At 55.2% G+C, this 19,426-nt stretch carries 17 protein-coding genes, 4 pseudogenes and 1 other annotated feature; of the genes and pseudogenes, 9 read left to right on the top strand and 12 right to left on the bottom strand.

The window, feature by feature from the left end; all coding sequences use genetic code 11:
- Positions 1-177: 177 nt before the first annotated feature.
- A complete protein-coding gene (locus GYB81_RS03035) occupies positions 178-684 on the bottom strand; it encodes a hypothetical protein (protein ID WP_161864431.1) in 507 nt (168 codons plus the stop codon).
- Between the two features lie 122 nt (positions 685-806).
- On the opposite strand from GYB81_RS03035, the gene tnpA reads away from it, so the two are divergent.
- Positions 807-1,124, top strand: coding sequence for an IS66-like element accessory protein TnpA (tnpA, locus tag GYB81_RS25055; protein WP_073665984.1), 318 nt, complete (start codon positions 807-809; stop codon positions 1,122-1,124).
- A 128-nt stretch (positions 1,125-1,252) separates the two neighbouring features.
- On the opposite strand, the gene GYB81_RS03025 is transcribed toward tnpA, so the two are convergent.
- Positions 1,253-2,182, bottom strand: a complete 930-nt coding sequence (locus GYB81_RS03025; protein ID WP_003150544.1) for a recombinase family protein — start codon at positions 2,180-2,182, stop codon at positions 1,253-1,255.
- 201 nt (positions 2,183-2,383) lie between these two features.
- On the opposite strand from GYB81_RS03025, the gene GYB81_RS03020 reads away from it, so the two are divergent.
- The 3 genes from GYB81_RS03020 to GYB81_RS03010 are packed head-to-tail and all read left to right on the top strand — an operon-like array spanning position 2,384 to position 6,030.
- The gene (locus tag GYB81_RS03020) at positions 2,384-2,623 is read left to right on the top strand and encodes a ribbon-helix-helix domain-containing protein (RefSeq protein ID WP_003089107.1); all 240 of its coding nucleotides are present in this window, start codon (positions 2,384-2,386) and stop codon (positions 2,621-2,623) included.
- Complete coding sequence (locus GYB81_RS03015; RefSeq protein ID WP_003150546.1) at positions 2,623-3,033, top strand: putative toxin-antitoxin system toxin component, PIN family; 411 nt, start codon at positions 2,623-2,625, stop codon at positions 3,031-3,033. Before GYB81_RS03020 ends, GYB81_RS03015 begins: the two co-directional genes overlap by 1 nt.
- A 3-nt stretch (positions 3,034-3,036) precedes the next feature.
- On the top strand, positions 3,037-6,030 hold the full coding sequence (locus GYB81_RS03010) for a Tn3 family transposase (RefSeq protein ID WP_161897731.1): 2,994 nt from the start codon (positions 3,037-3,039) through the stop codon (positions 6,028-6,030).
- A gap of 12 nt (positions 6,031-6,042) precedes the next feature.
- Here GYB81_RS03010 and GYB81_RS03005 read toward each other — a convergent pair whose 3' ends face one another.
- Genes GYB81_RS03005 through GYB81_RS02995 form a run of 3 tightly spaced genes read right to left on the bottom strand, consistent with a single transcriptional unit; the run spans position 6,043 to position 6,901 of the window.
- Positions 6,043-6,255, bottom strand: coding sequence for a GDCCVxC domain-containing (seleno)protein (locus GYB81_RS03005; RefSeq protein WP_003089113.1), 213 nt, complete (start codon positions 6,253-6,255; stop codon positions 6,043-6,045).
- A 7-nt stretch (positions 6,256-6,262) separates the two neighbouring features.
- Positions 6,263-6,538, bottom strand: a complete 276-nt coding sequence (gene merP, locus GYB81_RS03000) for a mercury resistance system periplasmic binding protein MerP (protein ID WP_003150552.1) — start codon at positions 6,536-6,538, stop codon at positions 6,263-6,265.
- Positions 6,539-6,550: 12 nt separating this feature from the next.
- A complete protein-coding gene (locus GYB81_RS02995; protein ID WP_003089115.1) occupies positions 6,551-6,901 on the bottom strand; it encodes a mercuric transporter MerT family protein in 351 nt (116 codons plus the stop codon).
- A 74-nt stretch (positions 6,902-6,975) separates the two neighbouring features.
- On the opposite strand from GYB81_RS02995, the gene merR reads away from it, so the two are divergent.
- The 3 genes and pseudogenes from merR to GYB81_RS02980 form a co-directional block, all read left to right on the top strand.
- Positions 6,976-7,374 carry a mercury resistance transcriptional regulator MerR gene (merR, locus tag GYB81_RS02990; protein WP_003089120.1) on the top strand — a complete coding sequence of 133 codons (399 nt, stop codon included), beginning with the start codon at positions 6,976-6,978 and terminating at the stop codon, positions 7,372-7,374.
- Between the two features lie 78 nt (positions 7,375-7,452).
- A pseudogene (locus tag GYB81_RS02985) lies at positions 7,453-7,845 on the top strand (IS66 family transposase); the annotation flags it as partial.
- Between the two features lie 42 nt (positions 7,846-7,887).
- A pseudogene (locus tag GYB81_RS02980) lies at positions 7,888-8,151 on the top strand (methyltransferase family protein); the annotation flags it as partial.
- 215 nt (positions 8,152-8,366) lie between these two features.
- Here the strand turns inward: GYB81_RS02980 and GYB81_RS02975 are convergent.
- The gene (locus GYB81_RS02975) at positions 8,367-9,287 is read right to left on the bottom strand and encodes a cation diffusion facilitator family transporter (protein WP_003463565.1); all 921 of its coding nucleotides are present in this window, start codon (positions 9,285-9,287) and stop codon (positions 8,367-8,369) included.
- A gap of 110 nt (positions 9,288-9,397) precedes the next feature.
- Here GYB81_RS02975 and GYB81_RS02970 point away from each other — a divergent pair.
- Both GYB81_RS02970 and GYB81_RS02965 read left to right on the top strand, forming a co-directional pair.
- Positions 9,398-9,793 (top strand): annotated as a pseudogene (locus GYB81_RS02970) (IS30-like element ISPpu17 family transposase); the annotation flags it as partial.
- Positions 9,794-9,917: 124 nt separating this feature from the next.
- A pseudogene (locus tag GYB81_RS02965) lies at positions 9,918-10,274 on the top strand (IS21 family transposase); the annotation flags it as partial.
- A 183-nt stretch (positions 10,275-10,457) separates the two neighbouring features.
- On the opposite strand, the gene GYB81_RS02960 reads toward GYB81_RS02965, so the two are convergent.
- The 6 genes from GYB81_RS02960 to GYB81_RS02935 all read right to left on the bottom strand — a co-directional run bounded on the left by GYB81_RS02960 (position 10,458) and on the right by GYB81_RS02935 (position 19,381).
- On the bottom strand, positions 10,458-12,434 hold the full coding sequence (locus tag GYB81_RS02960) for a type I restriction-modification system subunit M (RefSeq protein ID WP_161864432.1): 1,977 nt from the start codon (positions 12,432-12,434) through the stop codon (positions 10,458-10,460).
- 114 nt (positions 12,435-12,548) lie between these two features.
- Positions 12,549-13,768, bottom strand: a protein-coding gene (locus tag GYB81_RS02955) for an IS3 family transposase (protein WP_161864433.1) whose coding sequence is annotated in 2 segments (ribosomal slippage) — positions 12,549-13,483 and positions 13,483-13,768 — 1,221 coding nt in all. Because the reading frame shifts where the segments join, the coding sequence is not laid out codon by codon here.
- Positions 13,374-13,490, bottom strand: a sequence feature (AL1L pseudoknot). (Overlaps the previous gene by 117 nt.)
- A 79-nt stretch (positions 13,769-13,847) precedes the next feature.
- Positions 13,848-14,210 (bottom strand): hypothetical protein, encoded by a 363-nt coding sequence (locus GYB81_RS02950; RefSeq protein ID WP_161864434.1) that lies wholly within the window; start codon positions 14,208-14,210, stop codon positions 13,848-13,850.
- Between the two features lies 1 nt (position 14,211).
- Positions 14,212-16,128, bottom strand: coding sequence for a hypothetical protein (locus GYB81_RS02945; protein ID WP_161864435.1), 1,917 nt, complete (start codon positions 16,126-16,128; stop codon positions 14,212-14,214).
- Entirely contained in the window at positions 16,125-17,996 is a 1,872-nt protein-coding gene (locus GYB81_RS02940) for a hypothetical protein (RefSeq protein WP_161864436.1), read from the bottom strand. Before GYB81_RS02940 ends, GYB81_RS02945 begins: the two co-directional genes overlap by 4 nt.
- Complete coding sequence (locus GYB81_RS02935) at positions 17,996-19,381, bottom strand: site-specific integrase (protein ID WP_161864437.1); 1,386 nt, start codon at positions 19,379-19,381, stop codon at positions 17,996-17,998. Before GYB81_RS02935 ends, GYB81_RS02940 begins: the two co-directional genes overlap by 1 nt.
- Positions 19,382-19,426 lie beyond the last annotated feature (45 nt).

Raw genomic sequence — 19,426 nt, 5'->3', positions numbered from 1 at the left:
TCAAATAGCGGCCAATAGACGTACCGTTGGTATGGCAGCGCCAAACTCAATTACCCTGGCTTTCCTAGAGACTTTCAAGCCTCAAGATGCTCTCCCAACGGCTGTGAGATCGTTCTCTTTTCGCCAGCTCATAGCTGCAGAGACGGGCCGCTTTTGGCCGGTAGCCGCCTATAACTGCTACTGGAATCGCCTGTGTAAATCCGGGAAGAGCAGTTGAGCGAACCAGACTGGGAAGCCAGGATAAAGGTCGCGAGATTTGGGTGACGGTGCTTCTACCACCCCAAGCAGTAGCAGTTCCCTGAGTTGATTGGCCGCCGTCTTATCGTGCAGGTTGAAGTACGCCTTGAAGTCGGCGCGCGATACCTCACCCTGAATAATCAGCAGGCATAGCGCACGTGCCCCCTCAGGCTTGATGCCTGCATGGATGAAGCGAGGTTCGAATTGGATAATTCGTGCCAGCCGTTCGCGCAGGACTGGCATTGCCATAGCCTCACGCGTGTACTGAATCTGATCCTTACATACCGAAAGCATGAAACGTACAAACTCAACCAACCCGGCCTGGGTCAACTGCCCATGCCCATCCAAGTAGGCCCGGCGGCCTTGATCAGCTGCACTGAGGCGCGCGTAATACTCGTCCTGCTTACGGGCCAGGCCCCGTGAGATGGACCACAGAGATGAGCCCAACCCGATTCTCGTTAGTTGCAAGGTAAGCGTCCAGCCAAGTCACCTTCCGAACTCCAGCATTAAGGGCGATGGTGTCCGCGTATTTTTAAGCGGACGCGATCGTCCTTAACGTTAGGATTTCCATGCGCCAACGAAGCTCTTACCCCAAACCGTTCAAGGTCCAGGTCGTTCAGGAATGCCTACAACCGGGTGCGACCGTCTCCAGCGTTGCCATCCGCCATGGCATCAACGCCAACGTCATTCGAAAATGGCTACCGCTTTACCGAGATCAGCTACCCGCGGTGTTGTCGGCGTTCGTTCCATTGAGGGCTACGCCCAAACGGCCGACTGCAGCATCGGTGATTATTGAGCTATCGCTTGGCGAGCAGTCAGTCACAGTGAAATGGCCAGTGTCCGATCCTGACGGCTGCGCCCGCTTTGTCCGGGGGCTTGCCCCGTGATCCGCATCGATAGCATCTGGCTTGCCACTGAGCCGATGGACATGCGCGCCGGCACCGAGACCGCATTGGCCCGTGTAGTGGAGGTATTGGGGTTTGGGGAGCAATGGAACCAAAAACCAACGTAAGCCCTACCAACGCTTTTCGGTGTCTTCTTCCCAGGCGCCCATCTCGACAAAACAGTTGCGCATGTCGGCCTCCTGGCTGATCTCGGTCAGCAGGTCATGCACGCTCTTGTCCAGCTCATCGTCGCTCCGATACGGAATGGTCAACTCATAGTGGCCGGCATCCAGCCGCTTCATGCCATAGGGCTCCAGGCAGTAGCGCTCAATGTTCTCCGTGGCCCGCTTCCGGCCGCGCACGAACTTGCTGTTATTCACCACCGCGAGGCGCAGGGTGACGGTGGCCACCCGCTCGGCGGCGGGCGGCTCTGCCGGCGACGCGGCCGAAGGCTGCTGGTCGCGTGACCTGGCGCTCTTCTGGTACGCGCCGATCTCGACACCACGGTGGCGCAGGTAGCTGTACAGCGTGCTCTTGGAGATGTGCAGCTTCTCGCCGATCGCGCTGACGCTCAGGCGACCTTCGCGGTAGAGGGTTTCGGCCGCCATGGCGGTGGCCTCAGCCTTGGCTGGCAGGCCCTTGGGACGGCCACCGATCCGGCCACGCGCCCGTGCGGCCGACAGACCCGCCTGAGTCCGCTCGCGGATCAGCTCGCGCTCGAACTCCGCCAGCGAGGCGAACAGGTTGAACACCAGGCGGCCTTGGGCGTGGGTGGTGTCGATGGGGTCATTCAGGCTCTGTAAGCCGACCTTGCGCTCTGCCAGCTCGCCGACCAACTCGACCAGGTGCTTGAGGGAACGCCCAAGGCGATCCAGCTTCCAGATCACCACGGCATCACCCGGCCGCACGTTGGCCAGCAGTTTGTCCAACTCCGGCCGGGCGCTTTTCGCGCCGCTGGCGATGTCTTGGTAGATGCGTTCGCACCCGGCCTGTTTCAGGGCATCGACTTGTAGGTCGGCTTTCTGATCCCGAGTGCTCACTCGCGCATAACCGATCTTCATCAAAAGTACTGTTTACTCGACTACGTTAGTAATAGTTGAACTTTGATTAAGCGTACCAGTTATTTGAACCGTAGCGCGGGGAGCTTAACGAACCGAGCCATTCCTCGATAGAGTTCGGCAAAACCTTCGTTTTGTCGAACCATTGCATCGCCCTTTGTGATTGGCGTATAAACACACAAACACCTATTAGCGGAGAACGCTATGAATACCATTCGCTGGAATGTCGCCGTCTCGGCCGACACCGACCAGTCGCTTCGGATGTTTCTGGCCAGCCAGGGCGGCGGCCGTAAGGGCGACCTGTCGCGCTTCATCGAAGAAGCGGTACGGGCACACATCCTGGAGCTGAGCGCTGAGCAGGCCAAGGCCGCTAACGCCCATCTGAGTGAGGCAGAATTGACCAACGCGGTTGACGAAGCGCTCGACTGGGCACGTAAGCGCTGATGCGGGTCGTGTTGGATACCAACATCCTGTTCAGCGCCCTGATCTCGCCACATGGCGCGCCCGATGCGATCTACCGTGCCTGGCGGGCGGCGCGTTTCGAGGTGGTGACCTCGCGGATGCAACTCGATGAAATTCGTCGAGCCAGCCGCTATCCCAAGCTTCAGGCCATCCTACAGCCCGCCAAGGTGGGCGCCATGATCAATAACCTGCAACGGGCTGTGGTACTGGAGCGCCTGACCATCGAGGTCGAAGCCGATGATCCGGATGACTCGTTTTTGCTGGCCATGGCCTTGGCGGGCGATGCGGACTACCTGGTAACCGGTGATCGCCGCGCCGGCCTGCTGCAACGCGGGCACATCGAACGCACGCGGATCGTCACGCCCGCCGTGTTCTGCGTCGAGGTGCTGTGATCAATGCCGGTCGGTTTTCTGACTCAAGAGCAACGCGACGGTTTTGGCCGCTATGTTGATTCGCCCAGCCGTGAAGAGCTGGAACGTTACTTCCACCTGAGCGATGAAGACCGTGAAGCCATCCAGGTGCTGCGGGGTAACCATAACCGTCTGGGTTATGCCGTTCTGCTGACCACCGTCCGCTTCGTTGGCGTTCTGCCGGACAAGCCCGCCGCCGTGCCGGTGGAAGTCCTGCAGGTGCTTTGCCGACAACTGGCGATTCCAGACCCCGACTGCCTCCAGCGCTATAGCGATCATCGCCGCTGGATACATGCCACCGATATTCAGAACCGCTTTGGCTATCGTCATTTCACCGATCCGGGCATCGGCTTTCGCTTGAGCCGCTGGCTGTATGCCCTCTGCTGGACGGGCACCGACCGGCCGGGAGTGCTGTTTGAGCGAGCCACCTCGTGGCTGTTCACACAGAAAGTCCTCCTGCCTGGTGTGTCTCAACTAGAGCGCTTTATCGCCCAGTTGCGCAGTCGGGTCGAAGAACGCCTCTGGTTTACGCTGGGCCGCAGCGTGACTGAGGAACAGCGATTGCAACTGCAAGACTTGCTGACGGTGGCCGAAGGCAACCGCAGCTCCCGGCTGGATCAATTGCGCTCCGGCCCGGTCATGGTCAGTGGCCCCGCGTTGATTCGGGCACTGCGCCGGCTCGATGACGTGCGCGGCATCGGCATCACCTTGCCGGCGGCGGCGCACATCCCTCCCAGCCGTATCGCCGCCCTGGCCCGCTTCGCCAACACGGCCAAGGTCACCGCGATTAATCGGCTGCCGGCGTCGCGGCGGATGGCGACACTGGTGGCCTTCGCACTCTGCCTGGAGGCGACTGCGCACGACGACGCACTGGAAGTCCTGGAGGCCTTGCTGCGCGACCTGTTCAGCAACGCGGAGAAGGCCGACAAGAAAGCCCGCATGCGCAGCCTGAAAGACCTGGATCGGTCGGCCGCGACGCTCGCCGCCGCGTGCAAGGTCGTGCTGGACAGCTCGATCAGCGATGACAACGTGCGCGCCCGGCTGTTCAACGACCTGCCGAGGACCACCCTGGAAAAGGCCCTGGAAGAGGTCAACGCGCTGATCCGCCCGGTAGATGACGTCTATTTTCTTGCATTGGAAGCGCGCTACCGCAGCGTGCGCCGCTTCCTGCCCGACCTGCTCAAGCACATCCGCTTCGGCTTCAGCCCGGCCGGCAAGGGCGTGGCGGCTAGTCTGGAGTGGCTGCAACTGAACCTGCCGCGCCGGAAGCCAGAGGATGACGCGCCGCAGGAGATCGTGGCCAAGGCTTGGCAGAAGCACATCACCCGCGAAGATGGCTCCCTCGACATGGGTGCCTATGTGTTCTGCACGCTCGATGCGCTGCGCACGGCCCTGCGCCGCCGCGATGTCTTCGTCTCGCCCAGTTGGCGCTATGCCGACCCGCGCCTTGGCCTGCTCGACGGTGCCGAATGGCTGGCGGCGCGACCGATCATCTGCCGGTCACTGGGCCTGACCATCGACGCCAAAACCAACCTGGACGCCTTGTCCGTCGAGCTGGATGCAACCTGGCTGGCAGTAGCCGCGCGCCTGCCCGACAACCCGGCGATTCAACTGAGCGAGAACACCGAGGGCAAGACCGAACTGTCGCTCGGGGCGCTGGACAAGCTGGACGAGCCCTGCTCGTTGCTGCAACTGCGGGCGGCCGTGTCTGACCTGATGCCGCGTGTCGATCTGCCGGAAATCCTCTTGGAAATCGCCGCCCGCACTGGCTTTTCCGAGGCCTTCACCCATGTCTCCGAACGCAATGCACGCGCCGACAACCTGGTCACCAGCCTCTGCGCGGTGCTGTTGGGCGGGGCCTGCAACACCGGCCTGGAGCCCTTGATCCGCACCGACAACCCGGCGCTGCGCCGTGACCGGCTGTCCTGGGTCAGCCAGAATTATATCCGCGACGACACCCTGTCAGCGGCTAACGCCATCCTGGTCGGAGCGCAAAGCCAACTGGAACTGGCCCAAGTCTGGGGTGGCGGCGAGGTCGCCTCCGCCGATGGCATGCGCTTCGTCGTACCGGTGCGCACCGTGCATGCCGGCCCCAATCCGAAGTATTTCGGCACCGGCCGGGGTGTCACCTGGTACAACCTGATTTCCGACCAATTCTCCGGCCTCAACGCCATCACCGTGCCCGGCACGCTGCGCGACAGCCTGGTGTTGCTGGCGGTCGTGCTGGAACAGCAGACCGAGTTGCAGCCGACGCAAATCATGACCGACACCGGGGCCTACAGCGATGTGGTGTTCGGGCTCTTCCGCCTACTTGGCTACCACTTCAGTCCGCGGCTGGCCGATGTCGGCGGTACCCGCTTCTGGCGCACGCGCCCGGACGCGGACTACGGCAAGCTCAACGGGCTGGCCCGCCAGTCGGTCAAACTCGACCTGATCGCCGAGCACTGGGACGACCTGCTGCGCCTGGCCGGCTCGCTCAAACTCGGCCGGGTGCCGGCGACTGGCATCATGCGCACGCTGCAAACGGGAGATAGACCCACCCGGCTGGCCCAGGCGCTGGCCGAATTCGGGCGGATCGAAAAGACTCTGCACACGTTGACCTATATCGACGACGAGTCCAAGCGCCGCGCCACCCTGACCCAGTTGAACCGAGGCGAAGGCCGGCACAGCCTGGCCCGCGCCGTGTTCCACGGCAAACGCGGCGAGCTCCGCCAGCGCTACCGCGAAGGCCAGGAAGACCAGCTCGGTGCTCTGGGCCTGGTGGTGAACATCATCGTGCTGTGGAACACCCTCTACATGACGGCGGCCGTGGAACGGCTCAAGCAGCACGGCTATCCAGTGCTGGAAGAGGATTTGGCCCGGCTATCGCCGCTGATCTACGAGCACATCAACATGCTCGGGCGGTATTCCTTTGCGGTACCGGAAGAAGTTGCGCGCGGCGAGCTGCGGCCACTGCGTAATCCAGACGACGACCTGTGATCCCCCTAAACGCTATGAGCAACACCCAAGCTGCTGCTGGATCGGCGGGCACTTCACCGAGCCGAACGAACAGAAAACGCAGCAATCCCCTGGGTTGGGGCGCAGCAGCGCCTTGCAGTTGCTGCACTCGTAATAGAACTGGCAGGCGTCCGTGGGCATGGTTTCCGGCTTGGCGAAGCCGCAGCGCGGGCAAGTCAGCACGGACTCAAGGACAATGGCGCTCATCGTGACCTCACTTCTGCACTGTGGAGGGGTATCCCGCGTTCGCGGTCGCCTCAGTCAGTGCCTCGGGCTGGGCCTTATCGGGATCGTAGGTGACGGTCGCCGTCTTCTGGTCGAAATTGACCTGGACGTCACTCACGCCGGACACCTTCTCCAGCGACTTCTTGACCGTGATCGGACAGAGTCCGCACGTCATGTTCTGCACGTCGAGCGTGACGGTTTTCGGGGGAGCCGCCAGCGCCACGAAGGGCAAGGCGAAAAGCACGGCGATCAGCAGTTTGCGCATGGTTAATCTCCTTCAGTAGAACAGCGGGGCGAGCCACGGCACGGCCAATAGGCCGAGCAGCAGCACGCTGACGATCCAGAACACGAGTCGCTGTCGCACGAGCGTGCGCGGATCGGCGCAGGGTGTACCTGGCGTACAAACCTGTGGCACCAGGTAGAGCTTGCGGAATGCCAATCCCAGGAACAGTAGAGTCAACCCGATGAAGAGGGGGCGTAGTGGCTCCATCATGGTCAGAGCGCCCACCCACGTACCGCCGACACCGAGTGCCAACAGCACCAGTGGCCCGACACAGCACACCGACGCACCGATGGCGGTCAGCGAACTCGCGACCAGCGAGCCTTTCCCGGTGAGTTGCATCCCCATTCCCATCTCCTGAGCCTGATTGCCTAGGTGCTATTCTAAACTCCGTACCAAAGTACGGAATCAAGGAGAAAGTGATGGCCACAGAGCTGACCATTGGCAAGCTGGCAGACGCCGCCGGGGTGAACGTCGAGACGATCCGCTACTACCAGCGACGCGGGCTGCTGGATGAACCAGCCAAACCCTTGGGTGGCCATCGGCGCTATCCGGTGGACATGGTGAAGCGACTGCGTTTCATCAAGCGGGCTCAGGCGCTGGGTTTCACGCTCTCGGAAGTCGGTGGACTGCTGACGCTGGATGAGTCGTGCGCCTGTGCCGAAACGCGAGCACGGGCTGCACGCAAGCTCGCGTTGATCGAGCAGAAGATGGCCGACTTGGTCGTCATGCAGCAACTGTTAGGCGAACTGGTGCAGCAATGTGATGCGGGAGACGGCGGAACGATCTGCCCGATCATCGAGGCACTGATCAGAGAGTAATGCCTGGCGGGTGAGCTGGAGATCGGAAAGCCCCTTTACGGTGGGATTCAGAGCTTACGTTGGTTTTTGGTTCCATTGCTCCCCAAACCCCAGGCCTGGCTGGACAAAACCCAGCCGCAGGTCGCTGGGCAGACGGCCCTGGGCAAGGCGGTGAACTACCTGGCCAGCAACTGGAGCAGGCTGGTGCGCTACATCGAAGGTGGGCATCTACCGATCGACAACAACCGCGCCGAGAACGCCATCCGACCGTTCGTCATCGGCCGCAAGAATTGGCTGTTCAGCGACACGCCCAAGGGTGCCACGGCCAGCGCGCAGATCTACAGCCTGATCGAAACCGCGAAAGCCAACGGGCAGGAGCCCTACGCCTGGCTGCGCCACATCCTTGAACGCCTGCCTGCGGCACAGAGCGTCGAAGACTACGAAGCGCTGCTGCCGTGGAACTGCTCGCCAGCTTCTGCCTCTGCTTCCTGAAAACAAACCCGTCCGCCAGGACGGGGTTTATGGAGCGCTTACGTTAATCCATTGCAGCCGCAGCAGGCTTCGGCATTAGTGGAGGCTGGCATCTACCGGTACAGCCGCAACCCCATGTACTTAGGCTTTGCCATTATCCTGGCGGCTTGGGCGCTGGTCTTGGCTTCGCCTCTAACCCTGCTTGGCGTGGTTGCTTTCGTGCTGTACATGAACCGTTTCCAGATCACACCCGAAGAGTGGGCGCTGGAAGCACTGTTCGGCGAATCATTCGCCCGCTACCGTGCACGAGTCCGCCGCTGGCTCTGAGCGTCGGCGGCGGTAGCGACTGGCGGGGCTTACTCGTCGCGGCAGCCTGCTGAAGGTGCCACGACCTAGCCTGATCTCCTCGTGGCGAGCTACTTTGGCCACATGCCGTTAGCATTTCTAAGGTCAAGGGCATAGCGCCAACGAGTGACGCACGCGAATTCGCTCCGTTGATATCGAGCTAACTGTCAGGTGACAGCGGTAAAAGCAAAGCAGGCTTATGCTTCGCTGCGATGATTGTCGGCCTGCCTGGTGTCGATACAAACACTGCCGTCTAGCTCCATTTCAAGTGTCGAGTGGCTGACTTTGAATTGCTCATGGAGTACTCGTTTTAAATCGGTCTTCACTCGTTCGATATCAGGCAGACTAGCCTTCTTTATGACAACGTGGGCTTCCAATGCAATTGTATGTTCCGCGATTTCCCAAACATGTACGTGGTGAACACTCTCAACATCGTCTACTTGCTCCATGACGTTGATTATATCGGCGATGGAAACTCCTTCTGGTGCGCCCTCCATCAACAAGTGAATGGTTTTAGGCAGCATGCTAAAGCCCTGCCAGAGCACGTAACCAGCAATCATCAATGTCACTACAGTATCCGTCCAGTACCAGCCGTACAAAAGAATCAATGTCCCGGCGACAACAACGCCGACGGAGGCTAGTGCATCCGATACATTATGCAGGAATGCCGCCTTTATATTCATGCTGTCCTTAGACATTGTGTAGGTGAGCAAGGCCGTGGCGATATCTACAATCAAGGCTATTCCCGCCACCACGACCACTGTCCAACCCTCAATAGGCTGAGGGGAATATAACCGACCTATAGCCTCGTAAATAAGGTAGAGACCGATGATAATCAACGAGACCAAGTTGATTAAGGCCGCTATGGTTTCACTGCGTCGGTAGCCGAAGGTTTTAAAAGCATCCGGCGGCCTGCGACCGATCTTACGCGCGATTAGCGCAATAACCAGTGATGCGGCATCGCTCAAATTATGTAGCGCGTCAGCTATAAGCGATAAGCTGCCAGAAAGTATTCCTCCAACAACTTGTGCCAGAGTTAACGCAGCATTAACGCCAATGGCAGCGATTAAACGCTTATCGCCTATGGCTTCGGTGTTATGGTTATGTTCGTGGGCCATTGGTTTTTACCGCTCCTGAATTCATAGAATAAGCGCAACGCTTGAAACGAGAGGCAGAGAGCCAGCCACCGGTAGAATCCAGGCTCTCACACCGAAGGATTCAAGCGCAGATGACTACGCATTACCGGCAGCTGACTCAGGGACAACGTTACCAGATTGAGGCTGGCTTGAGCGCCGCAGAGAGCCAGGCGAGCATTGCAAAGCGGGTCGGCGTGCATCCCTCGACGATCAGTCGCGAGGTTCGCCGCAACAGCACCCAGAATATCTACAAGGCTGTTTCTGCGGCCCATGAAAGTGATGCTCGTCGAGCGGGTGCGCGCAAGTTTTGCAAGCCGGCGACATGGCTCAGCCATCATCTCCCGGTGTGGCTCAAGCATGGCATGAGTCCGGAGCAGATCGCCCAGCGGTTGAAGCAGGAGCAGCCAAGCCGGGCGGTCAGCCATGAGTGGATTTATCGGTTCATTGCCGCCGAACAGCGCGCCGGTGGTGAGCTTTATACCTATCTGTGTTGCCGCTGACCGAAAACTGACCCAGTAGAGGCTGTTCTGCCGACTGAAAACTGACCCAGGTGTTCAACTGCTTCTGCTCAATTTTTGAGCAGGAGAACACAGGGTGATCAGTATGGAAATGATGGGCAAAATTCGCCGGATGTATTTCCGCGACAAGCTGTCGCTGCATGAGATAGCCAAGCGCACCGGGTTGGCGCGCAACACGATTCGCAAGTGGGTCAGAGCACCTGAGGCCAAGCCGCCGGTCTACCAACGCCGCGCGATCTTCAACAAACTCAGCCTTTTTCACGCCACGCTGGAGCAGGCGCTAAAAGCCGATTCGCTGCGGCCCAAGCAACAGCGGCGCAGTGCCAAGGCGCTGTTGGCGCAAATCAAAGCCGAAGGTTATGACGGTGGCTACAGCCAGCTCACCGCGTTTATCCGTGCCTGGCGAGGGGGACAGGGCAAAGCGCCAAAACAACTTTTGTGTCATTCCTTTCCATGAAATCCTTTTGAGGAATAACACCGTATGCTTGGGTAGCAGCTAGCTGCTCAGCATCAGCGCTGGCCGATTCTCTAACATTGCCGAACATTCGCTTAGCAATGAATACAGCCCAGTGGCCGGGGATCTCTCCCAGCCATTCCACTCCGGAATCCTTGTACGTCGGATAAGCAGGAAAACTCATGCCGACAGCCCCTCGATCATCTGCTTGATTCGGTCGGTACAGGCTTTCAGGTCGCGGTCGATCTCAGCCAGCGGGCGCGGCGGCTGAAATACGTAGAAGTGGCGGTTGAACGGAATCTCGAAGCCGACCACGCCGACTTCACCATCCTGCGCGTCCGTCTTGGTCTCGTCGATCCAGGCATCCGGCACATGGGGTTTTACTTCGCGCTCGAAGTAGTCGTACACCGACTCGCCCAGTGGCACGTTCTCGTTGTCGCGCAGGCCGGCATCGGCTTCCGGCTGGCCTTTGACCATGCAGATATCCGCCTCGGGGTCGCGCTCACTCAGGGCGTTGAGGATGGCCTTCAGCTCAGGCGTACTGGGGGATACATCGTGAGCGCTGAGCGTCTTCTTCAGCAGCTTGCTGAACTGCTCGCGGTTGCGGTGCAGCTGGCTTTCGTCCATCGCCTGCAGGGCTTCGATCAGGCGCTGGCGGGCCGGGGCTTCCAGCTTCTCGATGGCTTTTTCTTCAAGCATCTTGGCGATGCGCTCGGCACTGGTCTGGAAGTTCAGGCGCAGCGGACGCTCGACGGTGATGCGCCGGTAGCCGAAGGCTTCGACGGGGAAGATCTTGCTCTGCGCGGTTTCCTCGAAGCGACCATACAGGCGCACCAGCTCGTCGATCTGCTCCTCGGTGAGGTACTGGCGCTTGCTGCCCAGCGATTTGCGCATCTTGGCAAAGTGCTGGCTACCATCGATCAACTGCACCTTGCCCTGGCGCGCGGCGGCCTTGTGGTTGCTCAGCACCCACACATAGGTGGCGATGCCGGTGTTGTAGAACATGTCGGTGGGCAGGGCGATGATGGCCTCGACCAGATCGTTCTGCAGCAGGTAACGGCGAATCTCCGACTCGCCCGAACCGGCGCCACCGGTAAACAGCGGCGAGCCGTTGAGGATGATGCCGATGCGCGAGCCACCTTCACGCGGGTCACGCATCTTGCTGACCAGGTGCAGCAGGAACAGCAGCGAGCCATCCGACACACGCGGCAGGCCGGGGCCGAAACGGCCGTTGAAGCCCTTGTCGGTGTGCTCGTCGGTGATCTGCTTCTGAACCTTCTTCCACTCCACGCCGAACGGCGGGTTGCTGAGCATGAAGTCGAAGCGGCTGTCGGCCAGCTGGTCATCGGACAGGGTATTGCCCAGCTTGATGCTGGTAACGTCCTGGCCCTTGATCAGCATGTCCGCCTTGCAGATGGCGTAGGACTCGGGGTTCAGCTCCTGGCCGTGCAAAGACACGGTGACCTGCTGGCTGATGGACTGGATGTACTCGTCGCCTTCGGAGAGGAAGCCGCCGGTGCCGGCAGTCGGGTCGTAGATGGTGACGATGCTGTTGGGCTTGAGCTTGTCGTCCTGCCCGGTGATCACCAGCGAGGTGGTCAGGTGCACGATATCGCGCGGGGTGAAGTGCTCCCCGGCGGTTTCGTTGGAGCTTTCCGCGAACTTGCGGATCAGCTCTTCGAAGATGATGCCCATGCCGAAGTTGCTGATGCGCGCGGGGCTCAGGTCGGTGGCGGCAAAGCGCTGCACCACCTGATACAGCAGGTTGGCGGCGGCGAGCTGCTGCACGAAGTCTTCGAAGTGGAAGTGCTCGAAGATCTCGCGGGCGTCCTTGCTGAAGGACTGCACATAGCTCATCAGGTCGGCAGCGGTCTGGGTGTCGGACAGCGTGCCGAGGGTCAGCTTGGAGGCATTGAAGAACTGCTGACCAGCCGCGCGCAGCAGCAGGCGCTCACGCACCAGATCCGGCCGGCCTTCCTGCGCATAGGACTCACGGATCACCGCTTCCTTGGTCGGCTCCAGCACACATTCCATCCGCCGCAGCAGGGTGAACGGCAGGATGATGCGCCCGTACTGCGACTGCTTGAAGTCACCGCGCAGCAGGTCGGCAATCGACCAGAGAAAGGCGGCTGTCTGGGAGTGGTTTTCCGTTTTCAAGCTACTGCTCCTAGACGTCATAAAATAAAAACAGTGTAACTGAACCAGTTGATTGCCATCTCTATCTACAACGGTTGAATCGCCCCGGCTTTTGTGGAGGCCGTTTCGTTTAAGTCAGGCCGCCATGGCCTGATTTGCTTGTTGCTGGTGGAAGTTTGCCTCAGCCTCCGCAGGCGGGATATAGCCGATTGAGCTCAGCAGGCGCTGGTGGTTGTACCAGTGCACCCATCTCAAGGTCGCCATCTCAACAGCTTCGCGGTTCTTCCATGATTGACGGTGTATCAGCTCAGCCTTGTACAGCCCGTTGATAGTCTCAGCCAAGGCGTTGTCGTAGCTGTCGCCCTTGCTGCCAACCGAGGGTTCAATACCGGCCTCTGCCAGCCGCTCGGTGTAGCGAATCGAGACATACTGGCTGCCACGGTCGCTGTGATGGATCAGACCACCCGCGCAATGCGGCTGGCGGGCATACAGGGCTTGCTCCAGAGCATCCAGCACGAAGTCGGTCTTCATGCTGGTACTTCGCCAACCAACGATCCGCCGCGCAAACACGTCAATCACGAAGGCCACATACAGCCAGCCCTGCCAGGTCGACACGTACGTGAAGTCCGACACCCACAGCTGATTTGGACGGTCGGCATGGAACTGGCGCTGCACACGATCCAGCGGACAGAGCGACTTGTCGCCGGCCACCGTTGTTCGCATGACCTGGCCGCGCCTGATGCCCTGTAATCCAGCCCGACGCATCAACCGCTCCACCGTGCATCTGGCCACCTCGGTGCCTTCTCGCCGGAGCTGCTTCCAGACCTTCATCGCGCCATAACACTGCATGTTGGTGTCCCATACACGCTGGATTTCCAGGATCAATGCGTCATCGCGTCGAGCACGGCAGCAACGTAATGCCGGGTTGCGCTGCTGAGCCGCGTGCCTGCGGTAACCGGACGGGGCGATCTGCAAGACACGGCAGATCAACTCGACCCCGAGACGGTCACGATGCTGATCGACAAATGCCCTCAGGACTTGGTGCGGCGGTCGAGCTCCGCCTGGGCAAAATACGCACTGGCCAGGCGCAGAATCTCGTTGGCTTTGCGCAGCTCGCGGTTCTCGCGCTCCAGGGCCTTTATGCGCTCGCGCTCTTCGCTGGTCTGACCAGGGCGCTGACCGGCATCGGTCTGCTGGCGGCGAATCCAGCCATGCAGGGTTTGCGCTGAGCAGCCGATTTTCGGCGCGATGGCCTCAATGGCCGCCCACTCGGACGGATAGTCGTTCAGGTGTTCCAGAACCATGCGCACGGCACGTTCACGGACTTCAGGGGAGTAGGTCGTAGTCTTTCTCATGGCCTCATCTTCTCAAGAGTTGAGGCCTCCACGAAACCCGGGGCGATTCATGGGTACAAAATTGAACTAATACAAAAATCTACTTAACAATTCTTATAGTGGCGGAGCTTGCCCTTGCAAGTTCCGCTCTAACCTGAGTTAACTCTACCAGTAGAGAAACCTCCCTAATCAAAGCCGCCTCATATAGCTCTCTATATTTACGAGCCTCTTCAATAATAGAATTATCGCCCTTTTCAGATATTTTTTTATTTTTAACTGAAGCGCGCCCGATAGCCTCGATTAAATCAGAAAACTGAGGTCGAGATTTCTTTATACTTCCTCTGCCGCGCCCCGCCTCAAGCGCAACAGTGTCTTTGGAAATCCTACTTCCACGCGGAACACGAATCGGTATATTATTAGACAGGCGTTCAAGTGCGCTATAATATTCAGCCATGGCATCCATATCACCCTCCTTTTTTAATGATTCTCTCAAGAGCAGTTTTGTAGTCATCAAGTACAGCCATCTCATTCCGCCAAACGACTGTATTAGCGTCTAGTCTGGCAACATGAACTTCTTGCGCAGAAACAAGCTTCTGGAGAGGAACAAGTTTAATCACTGATTGATCGCACTTGGTTAGGCAGTGGGAGAACACGCCATACGATCGATGAGAGCAATCACCAGCTTTCATACAACTACCCACAGGGGTCTCTGTAATTGAAAGCAAGCCCTTACGCGCTTTACGTTGTGTTTCGCTAAACTCCTCAAGAGTAATCTCAACGTCTTTTGTGTCTTTACGATACCAAGCCCCCTTCGGACCAAAAGAGGCATCTGCAGACTCCAGCACATTCTTAATAAAAGCTAGAGCTTGTGACTCGGGCTGTGCCTTGTTGAACTGCACAGAAAAATGATCGTCATACGCATCAAGAAAGTTCTTAGCGAAGAAGCTTCCAGAAGAATAATACCTCGCCATTTCCTCTGTAATATGCTGGAGCTGTCTTTTGAGAGAAGGCAAAGTTACCAACCCTGATCTAGATGCGTAAAGAGCTAGCGAGCGGCGTAACTGATGCACAGTCAAATGCCATCTAGCTCCGACAGTAAACTCCGAATCTAGAGCCCATATCCGAAATGGGTCTATATCGTGAAGCTCTTGTAAATCCTCATCATTAATTACTTCCAATAACCGTCCGCACATGCTTTTGAAATGGCATAAATCAAGACGCGGGCATCGGAGCTTGCCGTCAAACTTATTAATTAGTAAACCGGGACTAAGGAATAACGGCGCACTATTAGGAATTGGCGTATCATCAACTGCAAGACGATAGATAGCGCTTGATATTTTCTTGACAACCCCCACAGCCCTGTAAGCCTCTTTTGAAACTACCCATTTGGCCCGTTTCTTTTTTCCATCAGCAAACTTAGTAGTAAACCCTTTTAACATATAGTGCTTATTACCGCGACCAGTAACAGGCTCAAGGCAATCATATTGCAGAAACTCTACTTCACCATCCCTCATTCCAGAAAAGGTATGAACTACAAGTTTACAAGATACAAATATCTCCAAAATTGCCCTATTCACCCCATACAAAGTCTTACTTAATCCCCTTTTATCAAAAAATTCAACCAAACCAAACTCTTCCAATAAAGGCTCAATGTAAGACTTTGGCCTCTTATTAGTTGGAATATCTCTAAAATTATTAGAGCATTGAACTAGCCCTAATAAGCCATCTAAAACCCTCTCGTTACAATCTAAATCCTCAAGCAGGTTAGATATAAACGCGGAGTAAATTCGAGTTGGTAGTGGGGGGTGCTGCCTTTGCCCAACTCCATTCCGGTACTCAACCTGCCTTCCTCTAACCTGATAAAGCATCGTTCGACCGACAGCGGTGAAACCCAGTTCGCCACAGTCAAACTGCTGGAGAGTAAAAACCAACTGAGCAAGCGACCTTAACTGGCTCTGCTCATGTGCGTCCAAGAAATTAATAAAAATATTATCAACCGAAAGCACATCCGCCAGTTTAACCCCCGTCCTTAATGCATAACGACACAGCGTGACTATCAAATCAAAATAGTGCCTAACCGTCGTGATACTTAAAGGTATTCCAGCACGCCTAAAAATAACAAGAAAGACTATATTCTTAGATTCAGCAATAAGCATTTGCTCAGCAGTGCTGGGAGATTTTGGCTTTACACACCAATGAGTAAAATTCAGCCTACAAGGTTTCGGCTTAGGTGAGAAATCGGTGAAATCCCAAACTAAATCACGAAAATAAGAAACAGGGTTACCTTCTTTATCCCAACTGACCGGCATATCAGCTAAGCTAACGAAAGTACAATCACTTGCAAGTAACGGCACGCCAAGTAAATTCGGAATATTCCTCATACAAGGACTCCAACTTGAATGAGAACCTCAATCCTACCTTCCCAATAGGGATCTAGCTGATGCTCCTCGTTAACACTTTTCTCAATTTTGGACACCATCTCAGCGGTTTCGCTAGACACCCCTCTAATGTGCTCAATAATTCCATCCAATCTTTCGATAACAGGCTTATACCAAATATCCTGCGACAAGTCGGTGGGATTTACATACGAAATCCTCTCAATAAAATACCTACAGCTTAGCAACTTTCTGACACTCTTCTCGTCTACATAAACCCTAAAATTACCACAGAATAAGCATCCAAAATCACCTTTGCAGTCTGGTGTAACAGGGGCATTCGATTCAGGTTGCGGAACCCCTGGCTTTTGGCACATCGCCACACCAATTTGGGTAAATTTCTTCGCCAGCCTTGCAACTACAATTAAAAGCCTTTTAAAAAACTCTGAAAATTGCTTTCTCTGATCGACTTCGCTCCCTTGCGAATAGTGCCCAAATATGGTTTGACGATCGCTCTGCAAAGCATTTGATGCAACATTAATATTGAAGTTCTTTAAGTGTGAGTTAGACTTCGCAGCTCTCCATTGGCGAGTTCTAACCAGCCTAAAGTTCTGATCCACGCGTAACATAAATTTCTCCATACGGTGGAAGGTGCCTAAATCTAATTCGCAAAATTTATCGCCTTGATGAACAGTGAAAAAAAGATAACTGCACTCAGCGCCATTAAGCAATTTTTCTCGAAACTCTAGAAAGCATTTGAACTCTGCAATAAAATCGGTTGAAACCCTAAAAAATTTCTCTACCCCTCCTGCACGCCACTTAATAACCTTAAAATGCGGGTCTGATTTTTCAAGCGTGTAAGAATTACCCCATGACAGTTCGCAGAGTTGCTTATAATTCATTGTAGTCTTGGACTGAAACATAGCAGCAAATGCATGCATAGCATGATTTGCCAGTACGATCCTATGAAAAGCTCTAGGGTCATTGTTCGCTTTTACGATCTGTCCTAGCAGTAAATCCCTACAAGTACGCGCCGTAGACTTGTTACTATATAACCCCTCTAACGCCTCTAAAGACCTAATACACCCATTATCAAAATCGATCGCTAATACAGTCCTGACAAAACTGTCAGTTATATTGCTGAATGGGGAACGAAACTTCGTAATACAGGGAAAAACCCACACTTTCCCGCCGAGGTAAGGAGGCAGTTCCCATCTAAATGGATAGCTTTCAAAATTGGAGAAAAATTTTGAAAAACCTGTATAAACTGCCTTGCACATCGCGTACGATTTGGCTTGCTCCTCATCACCTGGAGTTTCAACTGGAATTCCATACGCATTACTAGTTTTAAGTGTAAATATGCCATGGCCGACACACTCATCACTAAATGCAATAGACACAATCTCAATAATTGTTCGCTGAGCTATCGCGTATTTATTAGTGGCATTATCATCCAGGCGACACTGAAGATTTAGATAAGAGCAATACTCCTTAACACACCCCCTACGCTCACTAGTTATAGTTAAATCAGCAAAACGAGATTGACTATCACACCAATCCAAAAAAGCCTTAATATATACCCATCGCCCCGCTACAGTATCAGGACTCAATCCACGAAAATGTCGCAACTGCAAACTGTAAGAGATCAAAGCAGAAACACACCTCGCACGAACTTCAGAGTAAGTATTTTTTACAACCCTTTTGAATTGCGACCTACTCCCCGCTTTTATATCTCTTTCAGCGAAACAATACGAACCTATATCAAAGGTTCTTCTCTTAATTTTCAGCACAACACTACTTGGATTTTCACCATCATAGACCTGCACATCCTCCACATCGAGAATGAATATTTCACGAGCTTCTAGGTTATGCATTAGCCACTCCACCCAGAGAGTGCGTCCAGTCGCCGCTCCCAATCAAGTTGAGCCTGCCGCGCCACTTTGTTATTAGCGTTATAAGACATATAGCCATCTAGAGCATTCTGAGATGCGTGCCCGAGCCTGAACCTTATATACTCCCTGATATAAGAGTCGGATAGTTTTTGCTCACCCGACAAAGAAGAAAGACTGTTATATAAGTTCATCGCAAAAGACGCTCTCAAATCATGAAATGCATACAAGAAGGCTTCGCCTTCTATATTTAGGGCCGGCCTGACTCTATCGCTAATAAACTGACGCACAGCTGCACCTTCTAATGCATATCTCTTCATGTCATAGCCAGGATCTTGAGCTGAGCGATAATAGGGCCCACCCCTATTACTGAGAAATAAATACTCTTTTCCTTGAAATCGCTCCTCCGACACTGCTTCAACCCGATGCTTATATCTCTCACTGCTTAGATATATCCGGAGTTTTTCTATCAATACCCATGGAACTAGCAGTACAAATCGCTTATTAAACTTTGTATCGACACCAGTGCCAGGTCCAACTTTGATGTAAGCACAGTTATTAGGGCCTTTCACACATGTCTCAACATACTCTGCACGCATTGTCAGCACGGTCTGAATTCTTGCACCTGAAAATAACGCTAAGAGATGTGCATACCACATCTCACTGTTACCTAAACGATACAATTCCTCTATCAGCTTATATTGCTGATCGTCAGTCAGGGGCCGAAGCCTGCCCCCATCGGTAATGATAGAGATGTCAACTGGATCGACCCCTCTGAAAGTTAGATCTGAAGTTTCAATTTTTTTATATATTGACTTACGACTTCCCCCATCGACTTGAATAAGAATCTGCTTATCCTTCCAAGGAGGATTATCAGGGATGAATATATTTCTCTGCCTTAGCCACTTATAGAAAGATATGACAGCAGATATTTTACGCCTCGCTGTCTTAACAGTAATTTCACCACCAGCGATCCTTAGTTTCAGATGCGCTCGATAGCGATATGTCACTCGTTGATACAGTTCGGATGGGAAATAGCGAAAACTTAAACTCTCTTCGTCTAGATAACGGCGAAATAGCGCTAAATCCTTAGCCAGTGAAGCGCAGGTTTTTACATGAACCTGTTCATCGTAAAATTTACTAGCGAGAAAGACACACGCCTCAGGCCAAGGAGCGCCATCAGCGGCTACCACGATTGGAAATGTGAACTGCTGGTTAACAGCGTGGTTGGCCCATGCATTCAGAACGGGAGAGGAGCGATAGGTGACGAGAGGCGTACTCACCACCCCTTCGGCCGGATAAGCCAGAGCAGCCGTGTGGCTCAGCGAAAAATACTTGAGATGTACGGAACGCGCTTGATCGAGAGACATGGACGGTTCTCATTTGCTGAGCGACTTGTCCATATGTAGAACACT

Source organism: Pseudomonas yangonensis, from assembly GCF_009932725.1.
GTDB lineage: Bacteria > Pseudomonadota > Gammaproteobacteria > Pseudomonadales > Pseudomonadaceae > Aquipseudomonas > Aquipseudomonas yangonensis.
Note: the sequence above shows the minus strand (reverse complement) of the source record. Positions and strands in the feature narration are given on the sequence as shown.

Bases quoted from the DNA above. Each gene is read 5' to 3' on its own strand.
- tnpA (WP_073665984.1), top strand. From the start codon at position 807: ATGCGCCAACGAAGCTCTTACCCCAAACCGTTCAAGGTCCAGGTCGTT.
- GYB81_RS03025 (WP_003150544.1), bottom strand. From the start codon at position 2,182: ATGAAGATCGGTTATGCGCGAGTGAGCACTCGGGATCAGAAAGCCGAC.
- GYB81_RS03020 (WP_003089107.1), top strand. From the start codon at position 2,384: ATGAATACCATTCGCTGGAATGTCGCCGTCTCGGCCGACACCGACCAG.
- GYB81_RS03015 (WP_003150546.1), top strand. From the start codon at position 2,623: ATGCGGGTCGTGTTGGATACCAACATCCTGTTCAGCGCCCTGATCTCG.
- GYB81_RS03010 (WP_161897731.1), top strand. From the start codon at position 3,037: ATGCCGGTCGGTTTTCTGACTCAAGAGCAACGCGACGGTTTTGGCCGC.
- GYB81_RS03005 (WP_003089113.1), bottom strand. From the start codon at position 6,255: ATGAGCGCCATTGTCCTTGAGTCCGTGCTGACTTGCCCGCGCTGCGGC.
- merP (WP_003150552.1), bottom strand. From the start codon at position 6,538: ATGCGCAAACTGCTGATCGCCGTGCTTTTCGCCTTGCCCTTCGTGGCG.
- GYB81_RS02995 (WP_003089115.1), bottom strand. From the start codon at position 6,901: ATGGGGATGCAACTCACCGGGAAAGGCTCGCTGGTCGCGAGTTCGCTG.
- merR (WP_003089120.1), top strand. From the start codon at position 6,976: ATGGCCACAGAGCTGACCATTGGCAAGCTGGCAGACGCCGCCGGGGTG.
- GYB81_RS02975 (WP_003463565.1), bottom strand. From the start codon at position 9,287: ATGGCCCACGAACATAACCATAACACCGAAGCCATAGGCGATAAGCGT.
- GYB81_RS02950 (WP_161864434.1), bottom strand. From the start codon at position 14,210: ATGGATGCCATGGCTGAATATTATAGCGCACTTGAACGCCTGTCTAAT.
- GYB81_RS02945 (WP_161864435.1), bottom strand. From the start codon at position 16,128: ATGAGGAATATTCCGAATTTACTTGGCGTGCCGTTACTTGCAAGTGAT.
- GYB81_RS02940 (WP_161864436.1), bottom strand. From the start codon at position 17,996: ATGCATAACCTAGAAGCTCGTGAAATATTCATTCTCGATGTGGAGGAT.
- GYB81_RS02935 (WP_161864437.1), bottom strand. From the start codon at position 19,381: ATGTCTCTCGATCAAGCGCGTTCCGTACATCTCAAGTATTTTTCGCTG.